Source organism: Lactonifactor sp. BIOML-A5 (assembly GCF_009677585.1).
In the GTDB taxonomy this organism is placed as follows: domain Bacteria; phylum Bacillota; class Clostridia; order Lachnospirales; family Lachnospiraceae; genus Lactonifactor.
Map to the genome: position 1 here is coordinate 217,303 of NZ_WKYV01000005.1, position 10,354 is coordinate 227,656.

At 40.7% G+C, this 10,354-nt stretch carries 10 protein-coding genes; 8 read left to right on the forward strand and 2 right to left on the reverse strand.

Going from position 1 to position 10,354, the window contains the following annotated elements:
* Positions 1-102: 102 nt before the first annotated feature.
* Together GKG41_RS05765 and GKG41_RS05770 are read right to left on the reverse strand one after the other, a co-directional pair.
* Positions 103-480: a DUF6483 family protein gene (locus GKG41_RS05765; protein ID WP_117963307.1), complete on the reverse strand. Its 378-nt coding sequence runs from the start codon at positions 478-480 to the stop codon at positions 103-105.
* A 40-nt stretch (positions 481-520) separates the two neighbouring features.
* A complete protein-coding gene (locus GKG41_RS05770; RefSeq protein WP_154257586.1) occupies positions 521-847 on the reverse strand; it encodes a hypothetical protein in 327 nt (108 codons plus the stop codon).
* Positions 848-1,198: 351 nt separating this feature from the next.
* On the opposite strand from GKG41_RS05770, the gene GKG41_RS23720 reads away from it, so the two are divergent.
* The 8 genes from GKG41_RS23720 to GKG41_RS05805 all read left to right on the forward strand — a co-directional run bounded on the left by GKG41_RS23720 (position 1,199) and on the right by GKG41_RS05805 (position 10,282).
* Positions 1,199-1,327 (forward strand): hypothetical protein, encoded by a 129-nt coding sequence (locus tag GKG41_RS23720; protein ID WP_255601781.1) that lies wholly within the window; start codon positions 1,199-1,201, stop codon positions 1,325-1,327.
* A gap of 170 nt (positions 1,328-1,497) precedes the next feature.
* Entirely contained in the window at positions 1,498-2,322 is an 825-nt protein-coding gene (locus tag GKG41_RS05775) for a ParA family protein (RefSeq protein WP_285829636.1), read from the forward strand.
* Entirely contained in the window at positions 2,279-3,226 is a 948-nt protein-coding gene (locus tag GKG41_RS05780) for a ParB/RepB/Spo0J family partition protein (RefSeq protein ID WP_118357768.1), read from the forward strand. Before GKG41_RS05775 ends, GKG41_RS05780 begins: the two co-directional genes overlap by 44 nt.
* A gap of 283 nt (positions 3,227-3,509) precedes the next feature.
* Positions 3,510-7,760: a SpaA isopeptide-forming pilin-related protein gene (locus GKG41_RS05785; RefSeq protein WP_154257588.1), complete on the forward strand. Its 4,251-nt coding sequence runs from the start codon at positions 3,510-3,512 to the stop codon at positions 7,758-7,760.
* A gap of 160 nt (positions 7,761-7,920) precedes the next feature.
* Entirely contained in the window at positions 7,921-8,217 is a 297-nt protein-coding gene (locus tag GKG41_RS05790; protein ID WP_044682078.1) for a hypothetical protein, read from the forward strand.
* A 12-nt stretch (positions 8,218-8,229) separates the two neighbouring features.
* The gene (locus GKG41_RS05795) at positions 8,230-8,697 is read left to right on the forward strand and encodes a tyrosine-type recombinase/integrase (RefSeq protein WP_347563269.1); all 468 of its coding nucleotides are present in this window, start codon (positions 8,230-8,232) and stop codon (positions 8,695-8,697) included.
* Positions 8,698-8,913: 216 nt separating this feature from the next.
* On the forward strand, positions 8,914-9,426 hold the full coding sequence (gene metG, locus GKG41_RS05800) for a methionine--tRNA ligase subunit beta (RefSeq protein WP_347563270.1): 513 nt from the start codon (positions 8,914-8,916) through the stop codon (positions 9,424-9,426).
* Positions 9,427-10,120: 694 nt separating this feature from the next.
* Positions 10,121-10,282, forward strand: coding sequence for a hypothetical protein (locus GKG41_RS05805; protein WP_154257589.1), 162 nt, complete (start codon positions 10,121-10,123; stop codon positions 10,280-10,282).
* Positions 10,283-10,354: the final 72 nt, after the last annotated feature.

A 10,354-nucleotide genomic window follows, 5' to 3' on the forward strand; every position in this document is an offset into this window, starting at 1 on the left:
GACCGCCTACACGATGTAAGCGGTCTTTGATTATTGTAGAGTAAGTCCGACAAACTGGAATCTATCGAGTTCTTTGTGTAGTGAAAATAACAATTTCCTTTACTATTGCAAAAACATTTCTGCAAAACCATCGACGCCATATCTTACAGTAATATCTTTCAAACCAGCCTTAATTTCATCTCTGCTATAATTATGTGCTTCCAGAAATTCATCTGACTTATCATTTAAGTAGGAATAAAACAGTAAAGCCATTTCTAAATCTGTCTTTTTCCCTTCTTCCGTTATTTCATATATTTTATTTTCCGCCTCATTAATGAACCCATTATCTACCATATCAAGTAGCTCATCCAGCGTCTGTTGTTCCTTTGCATCTTCCAATAATTCTGCTGATGGTGAATCGGTATCAATATTGAATAACAGCTTTAGTATAGCTCTCACCATTTCCTTTATAAGTCTCATAACATAGTCTTGTTCAAACAAGTTTTATTCTCCTTTCTGCTTTATATATTTGCAGAAAGAATCAATTGTCCATTCGTACTTTAAAAGTAATGATGGTATCTTCTCTAGGAAGTCTAAACATATATTGAATATATATCATACAAATGACACATATCAAAACTTCAAACCATATATTATAAATGTTTATCCCTTTAATCTGTTTTCTGTTTTCAAAAACACGGCTCTCTTGAAAACTCGAATTATCATCATCATTAGTTATAGTCGATGATGTAATCTCTCCAAACAAGCCATGGGTGTTAATTATTCCGCAAGGTAAAACTGCCACTGAAACAGAAACAGAGAATAGGATTATAAACAATCTAATTAACCATTGCTTCTTTTCTTTCATATCCATTTCTCCATATTGGGTTAATCATAAAATAAGAATTTACCAAATCGACAAACAACGATTTGTTTTTCTCTGGATTTCATATTATACACCAAAATTGTGAATATTTCTACCCACCGTCTATTGACCTCAATTTTGAGGAAAATAGGCGGTTTTTTTTCGTTCAGAAAAAATTTTTTCAAGAAATTTTTGCAAAAGGGGCGATTTTGGGTGTGCATTTCATACCCCTTTGTCCAAATGAGTGAAGGGGTTCATTCCGGATAGCAAAAACGGAAGCCTTTTCGCTTGAAAATTGAATAAGTCATTCACTAAGACTTTATTTCTGATGATAGCCACTTTAGCAGGTACGCCGTGATTTCTGTATTTCAGAATAGCGAGAACTCCGGCTATGAGTATCAGGTTGCCCCTGATATGGCGATGACAGTCAGAATGATAATGATACTTCTCTACGGAGCTGGCGGAGTACCCGGCAGAGGTTAGAATCCTATGATACAGATAAGCAGTCTGTTCCTTAGTGACTTCCCATAAGCATTTTGCTTGGCAAGGGGTGTTGAGAACAAATATTGCTATGACCGATTAGGAAATGAGTCGGTCAGGTACATAGCCATAATGCGGTGGCTATGAATTTTCAGAAAGGAGGGCAAAAAGAAGTGTCAAACTGCAAAACGATTTCCGTATGTAACCAGAAAGGCGGAGTCGGAAAAACCACCACAACAGTTAATCTCGGAGTCGGGCTTGCAATGCAGGGCAAGAAAGTATTGCTCGTAGACGCAGACCCGCAGGGCGATTTAACGACTTGTCTTGGCTGGCAGGATACAGACGGCTTGGGTATCACGCTTGCAACGAAACTCACAGATGTAATCAATGAAACGATGACAGACCCTATGGTTGGTATCCTGCATCACGAAGAAGGTGTTGACCTTGTTCCGGCAAACCTTGAGCTTTCAGCAATGGAATTTAACCTTGTGAACGCAATGAGCAGAGAAACTACACTCAAGAATTATCTGAGTCAAGTGAAGAACAGATATGATTATGTAATTATAGACTGTATGCCTTCACTTGGTATGGTTACTCTCAATGCTTTATCGGCGGCAGACAGTGTTATCATTCCAGTTCAGGCTCAGTATTTGCCTGCAAAGGGTATGACACAGCTTGTGCAGACCATTTCAAAAGTAAAGAAGTATATCAATCCTGATATTAAGATAGACGGTATGCTGCTTACTTTGGTGGATAGCCGAACAAACCTTGCAAAGAGTACGGTGGAAGCACTCAGGGCAAACTTCGGTAATCAGATAAGAATGTATCGAACACAAATTCCGATTGCCGTGAAAGCTGCTGAAACTTCTTCCAAAGGCAAAAGCATTTATGCTTATGAGCCAAACAGCACAGTGTCAAAGGCATACGCTGAATTTACAAAGGAGGTGTTAGCTGATGGCAGGAAGAAAGAGCGACTTCACTCTCACGAAGCTCGATGATTTATTTACCACTCAGGCACAGAGAGATGAAGAACAGCTTTCAAAAATCCGAGATATTCCGTTGGAGCTGATTGATGATTTTCCCGACCACCCGTTTAAGGTCAGGGATGATGAGGATATGATGCAGCTTGTGGAGAGTGTCAAGGAAAGAGGAGTTATTACTCCGGCAACGGTAAGGCAGAAAGAGGACGGCAGATATGAACTTGTTTCAGGACACAGACGAAAGCGAGCTTGTGAACTGGCAGGATTTGAAACACTGAGAAGCGAGATTGTAGACCTGAACAGAGATGAAGCGACCATTTTAATGGTTGAGAGTAATTTCCAGAGGTCAGAGATATTGCCAAGTGAAAAAGCCTTTGCCTATAAAATGCGTTTGGAAGCAATGAAAAGACAAGCAGGCAGACCGAGCAAAGAAAATGCGTCGCCACTGGCGACTAATTTTCCACAAGGGCGTTCTGATGTTGAACTTGCTGAACAAGTTGGCGAGAGTAAAGACCAAATACGCAGGTATATTCGTTTGACAAACCTTGTTCCTGAACTGCTTGAATTTGTTGATGAGGGGCGTATTAAAATGCGTCCTGCCGTAGAACTTTCCTATCTTGATGAAGATTGTCAGCGTGATGTGGTTGATGAAATTGACCTGAATGATGCAACACCGTCACACGACCAGACAATCCGTATGCGAAAGTTATTCAATGAAGGCAACCTTACAACAGAAGCAATCCATGCTGTTATGTCTGAGGAAAAGCCGAACCAAAAAGAAAAAATTGTGTTGAGGGGCGACAGAGTAAGACAGCTTATCCCGAAAAACATTCCCGTCAGTCAGACGGAGGATTTTGTCTGCAAAGCATTGGAGCATTACAACAAGTTTTTGCGTAACCGTGCAGAGCGTGACAGCAGATAGCCTGATTTACAGTTCCCCTTTCTCACACTCTAACCCCTTAGTTATACTTTTACCTACCGAAAATGATATATACTATCTCACTTGAATATAACTATCTCAAAGTATATGTCTATCTCTAAGGGGAATCGCACAGTATGAACGGACTGGAGGTGTATGGTAAAATGAAAAATTAACGAAAAATCCGCATTTGTTTTTCGGCAGGTTAATCTTGTCGTAAGAGAAAATCCACAAAGGCACATCGTAGAGATACGGTGTGTTTTTCAATTTTACAGGAGGAAACGCAATGATAAAGTCAAAATTCAAAAGAGTCACGTCGCTTTTCTTGGCGACCCTTATGTGTGTGACCACTTTTGCAGGTATTGGCTCGACAACAGCATATGCTGCTTCAGGAGAAAAAGCCGATGTTTATATGGTCGATTACCCTCGTGATGGCGATGCTAATTACGATGGGGTATGGGGACACAGCAATTTGACCTTGAAAAATGGTTGGCATACCGGACGTTCCAATTTTACCAATCTTAAGGCTATTGGCTCATACTCAGGCAATGTTGCATATTGTATTGAGCCGGGAATTTCGCTCAAGGTCGGTCAGACAATGAATAAATATGACGAAAATTATTTTAATAACCTTGCAGCCAACGGGGTTATTTCCGGAGATGAAATCCGTCTTTTCGTTGGTCGTATTTTACAGTATGGCTATCGTGGGACAATCTCGACATCTTGGAGGTCACAGAATGAAGCAGCAGCAAACAGCATTGCACAGGCTTATGCTACACAGCTTCTTATCTGGGAAACTGTTATCGGAGAGCGTGATGCGAACTTCAATCATGTAGCAGCCAGTGGTTGCAGCAATGTGAAAGATGTCATCAATGCAAAGCATCCGCTCCGCAATAAAATTTTCAGTTATTACAACAGTATGGTGCAGAGTGTCCAGAACCATGCGACCATACCGAGCTTTTGTAATAAATCATCCAGTTCGGCAAAAACAATAGAACTTGAGTGGAACGGAAGTAAGTACACAACTACTCTGACAGACTCCAATAATGTGCTGTCCAAATATAATTTCAAAGCAAGTATCAGTGGAGTGAGCTTTTCAGTGAATGGTAACAAACTTACTGTTTCTATGGATACTGCACCGAGTAAGGAATTTACTATTACCGCAACGAAGAAAAATGCAGTCCGCAGAGGTGTGGTTGTATGGTCAGAGGGTAAACACGGTCAGAATTCCAGTGTGCAGGATGTTGTCAGCTATGCTCAGGAAGTAAGCGACAGTATCAACGGTTATGTGAAAATGAAAGTCAGCTATGGTTCTTGTCAGATTGTAAAGACCAGTGAGGACGGCAAGGTTGACGGTATCAACTTCACGATTACCGGAAACGGTATCAATCAGACGGTTACAACAGCCAATGGCGGTAAATTCCAGATTGATAACCTTATGCCGGGTATCTATACCGTAACCGAGCAGGCATACGATAAGTACGAGCCGCAGGAAACACATAGAGTTACTGTTGTGGCAGGGCAGGTTGCAAAGGTCAATTTCAATAACAAATTGAAGCGTGGCGACCTTCAGGTAGTGAAGTCCTCGGAAGATAACCTTGTTGAAGGTGTGAAGTTCCATCTTTTCGGTACTTCTCTTTCCGGTGATGCTGTTGACCAGTATGCAGTTACGGACAAAGACGGTGTGGCAACTTTCAAAGATGTGCTTATCAGTAGTTCTGAACCATATACTCTTGAGGAAGTGGACACAGCTATCCGTTATGTTGTGCCGAAAAATCAGACTGCACCAGTGAAGTGGAAAGAAGTAACCACAAGAAACTTCAATAATATTTTGAAGAAATTTACTGTAACAGTAACAAAGAGCGACGCTGAGAAAGGCGAAGCACAGGGCAATGCCAAACTTTCGGGAGCAGTTTATGGTATCTATAAGGGAGAAACGCTTGTAGATAAGTATGTTACTGATGAAAACGGTCAGTTCACTACCAAAGAATATGTTTGTGATACCGACTGGACAATCCGAGAAATTACACCGTCAGAGGGATATTTGCTTGATAAGACTATCCATGAAGTAGGTGCAGACCCGAAACTTTATGAGGTGGAACACAACCTTACTTCCAATGATGTAACCGAGCAGGTAATCAAAGGCAATGTGGCTATCATTAAACATACCGACGATGGAGAAACAAAGATTGAAACGCCTGAAAAGGGTGCTTCCTTTGAGATATATTTGAAATCTGCCGGAAGCTATGACGCAGCCAATAAAGACGAGAGAGATACTATCGTTTGCGATGAAAATGGTTTCGGTCAGACAAAAGATATGCCGTATGGTATTTATACCGTACACCAGACTTCCGGTTGGGAAGGCAGAGAGATGATGGACGATTTTGATGTGTTTATTTCGCAGAACGCACAGACCTACCGTTATCTTATCAATAACCGTAACTTTGAGAGTTTTGTCAATGTAGTCAAGGTGGACGCAGAAAGCGGAAAGAGTATTCCGTATGCAGGAGCAGGATTTAAGATTTACGACCCGCAGGGCAATCAGGTTAAAATGACCTTTACTTATCCGACACCGACCACGATTGATGTGTTCTATACCGACGCAAATGGTTCTCTTGTCACACCTGAGAAACTGGATTACGGCAAGGGATATTCTATCGTAGAGGTACAAGCTCCATACGGATATGTACTTGATGATACTCCGGTATATTTTGATATTACCGAAGAAAATTCCACAGAGGAAGGCGGCGTAACTGTTGTGAAAGTCAATAAGCCGAATATGGCACAGAAAGGTACTATCACGGTTGAAAAGACTGGAGAAGTATTTAGTGGTGTCAATGTAAGTGGTTCTGAGGACAGTGATGTTATTTATCAGCCTGTTTATGAAGTGGCAGGACTTGAGGGTGCAGTTTATGAAGTCCGTGCTGCGGAAGATATTAGTACACCGGACGGTACACTCCGCTATTCAAAGGGCGAAGTGGTAGATACTATCACAACAAGCTCCGATGGATTTGTGAAGAGCAAAGAACTTTATCTCGGAAAATACGAGGTCAAGGAAATTACCGCACCTTATGGAATGGTAGTGAGTGGCGAAACACATACGGTTGAGCTTACTTACGCAGGTCAGAATATCTCTGTTACCGAAACTTCCACATCGTTCTATAACGAAAGACAGAAAGTTCAGGTAAGCCTTGCAAAAGCCATTGAAAAGGACAAGACATTTGGTATTGGCGATAACGGAGAAATCAAAAATATCAGCTTTGGTCTTTATGCCGCAGAAGATATTGTATCTGCAAGCGGTACAGTTATTCCGGCTGATGGACTGATTGAGATTGTCAGCGTAAATGAAAATGGAACTGCTGTTATGAAGTCAGACCTTCCGTTTGGCAAATACTATGTCAAAGAGATTGCAACCGATGAGCATTATATTCTCTCTGATACGAAGTATCCGGTTGTATTTGAATACGCAGGTCAGGATACCGCAACGGTTGAAATCAAAGTGAATGACGGAAAAGAAATCAAGAATAAACTTATCTATGGTTCTGTATCAGGTAAGAAGATTGACGAGAATGGAGAAGCACTTGAGGGTGCTGTTATCGGCATCTTCAAAGCCGAAGAAACAGAATTTACAAAGGATACTGCACTTATGACGACTACCTCTGCAAAAGACGGTAGTTTTTCTTTTGCAAAAGTTCCTTATGGCAAATGGATTGTAAGAGAAATCGAGCAGCCAAAGGGATTTGTTCTTGATGAAAAAGCGTATGAGGTCAATATCAGCAAAGCCGAGCAGGTAGTTGAAATTGAGATTGTCAATGAGTATGTTCACGGCAATATCAGACTCACGAAGGTGGACGCTGAATATCCGGACAACAAGCTTACGGGTGCAACCTTTGAGGTATATAAGGACACCAATGAGAACGGAAAGATTGATGATGGAGATGAACTTATCGGAAATCTTGAAGAAACTGAAACCGGAATTTATGAGATGAAAGAGCTGCTTTACGGAAAATATATTGTCCGTGAAACAAAAGCACCGGAGGGCTTCCTGCTTGATAAGGGAGAATACTCTGTTTTCATTGAGAAAGACGAAACAACTTATTCCGTTGAGAATAAGGCTGGAGTTGGATTTATCAATGAAGCTATGCGTGGAACACTGAAAATCGTCAAGACATCTTCAGACGGTAAGGTCAAAGGTTTTGCGTTCAGAGTAACCGGAGCAAACGGGTATGATATGACATTTGAAACAGATAAGAATGGCGAAATCGTGATTGAGGGACTTCGTATTGGCGAATATACCGTATCAGAAGTGGCAAACAATGCGTCTGCCGCATATATCACACCTGCCGATCAGAATGTTACTATCAAACTTGATGAAACAGCCGTTGTAAAAATGCACAATGAGTTAAGAGATACGCCGAAAACAGGAGATGATACCAATATGAAACTTTGGTATGTCCTTGCCGGACTTTCTGCTGTCGGTATCGCTATAACTTCTGTTGTTGCACACAAAAAGAAGAAAAAGGAGAGTAACGAGTAATGGAAGCAAAGACAATTATCGCTATCGCATTAGTTGCCGTTATTGTCGGCGGCTTTATCTTTCTTCAGGTTAAAAACCGTAAGAAGTAAGTAACAAGCGAACATTAACCAGTCGGGGCAGAGCGTAAAAACTCTGTCCCTTTAATTTTTGGAGGAACATTATGAAACAACAGAAAACGGTGGAGAGCCGAGTGCTTGAAATCTTAAAAGAATGCCCGATGTCGAGGTATGATGATATGCTTCTCATTCTGCATTATTACAATCGGTACGGATATATACCTGCCGGAAATCTTCCACTTGAGGATATTGTATTTAATTACCGAGCATACGGACTTCCTTGTTTTGAAACCATACGCAGGGCAAGGCAGAGAGTACAGTCCCTTTTTCCTGAGTATTCACGTAATCCGCAGAAAGAAGAACAGAGCGGCAGTATTTCTATTGTAATCAACATTAACTAAGGAGGTATTTTCGTGAAAGACAAAGCAACTTTTCAGAATAAGGTCAAGGTGCTGAATAAACTCTTTGACTCCGGTTGTGATACGGAGAAAAAGTTGCAGCAGCTTGATATGGAAGCAATCCTGAAAATCCCGAATATCACAATTCCTGATATGGGTGTGATTATGGAGCTTCAGAAGAATACAAAGTCCGGTAAACTCTTGAATAAGGCAATCCGACGTATTATCCGTGATTGCAATGATGAGCAATTTTTAAAAACAGAAAATCCAGAAGTGCTTCTCCCACATTTCAGCTGTCACTCGCTCAGACATACATTTACGACAAGGATGTGTGAAGCTGGAGTAAATATCAAGGTTATTCAAGATACACTCGGTCATAAGGATATAACAACGACCCTGAACATTTATACCGATGTAACCAAGGAACTAAAGAAAACAGAGTTCGAGGGATTAGATAAATATTTTGACAATTCAATAGCTTAAAAAGGAAGCAGCGTACTTTGAAGTTAAAATTCAGTACGCTGCTTTTGTCTGCCCGATTGACTTGCTTCATAATAATGATTATAATATTAGGAAACAAAGACATCAAAATTTAATTAAGAATTTACCCCAAATACATCAAATAATACCCCAATACTGTTGTAGAACGCAAATTTTAAAGCTAAAAAGGGTATTATAATTAGGCGAAAATAGCGATAAATGGCTTTGCTTGTTATTAAAGCCTTTTTCAGAATTGTGGTGGAGAAAGTCCCCACGATGAAGTCACTGGACACGAAAAAGGGCGAGGCAAAGGCGGAAAAAGCTGTTGCACCAGAAGTAAAAACAGAGGAGAAGCCTGATTTTTCTAACGTGAAGATTGAGCCGCTCTTTGAAGAAGTGGTTGACTTTGACACTTTCAGCAAATCTGATTTCCGCGCTGTGAAGATTGAAGCGTGCGAAGCTGTTCCCAAGAGTAAAAAGCTTTTGAAGTTCACTCTGAATGACGGAACAGACCGAAAACGTACAATTTTAAGCGGCATTCACGAATATTATGAACCGGAAGAGCTGGTGGGAAAGACGGCGATTGCCATTGTAAATCTGCCGCCGAGAAAGATGATGGGCGTTGATTCTGAAGGTATGCTCATTTCGGCAGTACATGAGGAAGAGGGCAGAGAAGGGTTAAACCTTCTGATGGTAGATGACCGGATTCCGGCGGGAGCAAAGCTGTATTAAAACCTGGCGAACCAGTAAGCGAATAGATGGTACGGTAAAGGACACTTTTCTAAAAGAAATTTTAGGAAGGTGTCTTTTTGCATGCGCCGCTCAGAAAAAAGCCAAAACCGTAAGTGCGAAAAGGCATGCTAGGGATGGTGGAGAATTTCCAGACACTTAGGGTAAATATAGAAATAATTAACAAGGGGACATTATACCAAACTATTGGTGCGGATGTTCCCTTACTTTTATTTTTGAAACATTTCAGTGTTAAAGGCTCTGAAAGCAGGCCCAAAAGAGCCTAAAATAGGGGGTTGTCCGGTTCATGCATGTAAACGGTGAAATAATATTTCTGGATGAATGAGAAATATTATTTCATGTAATTTCGTAGTAAACAGAATGATGTTGTACATTATGCACAAAAATAAATGATATGAAAGCTTAATATTGACTTATTGTAAAATAGTGATAAAATAAAATTATACGATGAAACAGCCAAACATGCATAACAAATAAAAATTGACACTGAAACTAACAAATTTCGACAGTATATGAAATTAAATTACATGCATGGGGGCGAAAATAATAAAGGGGTTTCCTGTATCATCCAAAGATAGGGGCTCCCGGGAAAGGTGGCTGATAGACAAACCCTCAGCAAATAAGATTACTGATTTTGCCGGTTAGTAAAAATCTTATGGAACAGCGGAGGTATGAAATGAATTGTAACACACAGGACGCGAACATTGCAGAAAGGCACAGCAAGACTGCTGTGATCCCCGGCATGGAGTTGACCGGCATCTATGCAGAGAAATGTTCATTCATTTCGCTCATTGCTCTGAGAACTGAGCAAAATGAAAAAAGTAAAATATTTGACTAAACCCCCATGCCCGCACACTTGGCACCACCATAAATGAAACTATGCAGGCTATAGGGTATTGAACTTGTTAAT

Coding starts and splice junctions, on each gene's coding strand:
- GKG41_RS05805 (WP_154257589.1), top strand. CDS start 10,121: ATGAATTGTAACACACAGGACGCGAACATTGCAGAAAGGCACAGCAAG.
- GKG41_RS05790 (WP_044682078.1), top strand. CDS start 7,921: ATGAAACAACAGAAAACGGTGGAGAGCCGAGTGCTTGAAATCTTAAAA.
- GKG41_RS05785 (WP_154257588.1), top strand. CDS start 3,510: ATGATAAAGTCAAAATTCAAAAGAGTCACGTCGCTTTTCTTGGCGACC.
- GKG41_RS05780 (WP_118357768.1), top strand. CDS start 2,279: ATGGCAGGAAGAAAGAGCGACTTCACTCTCACGAAGCTCGATGATTTA.
- GKG41_RS05770 (WP_154257586.1), bottom strand. CDS start 847: ATGAAAGAAAAGAAGCAATGGTTAATTAGATTGTTTATAATCCTATTC.
- metG (WP_347563270.1), top strand. CDS start 8,914: ATGGCTTTGCTTGTTATTAAAGCCTTTTTCAGAATTGTGGTGGAGAAA.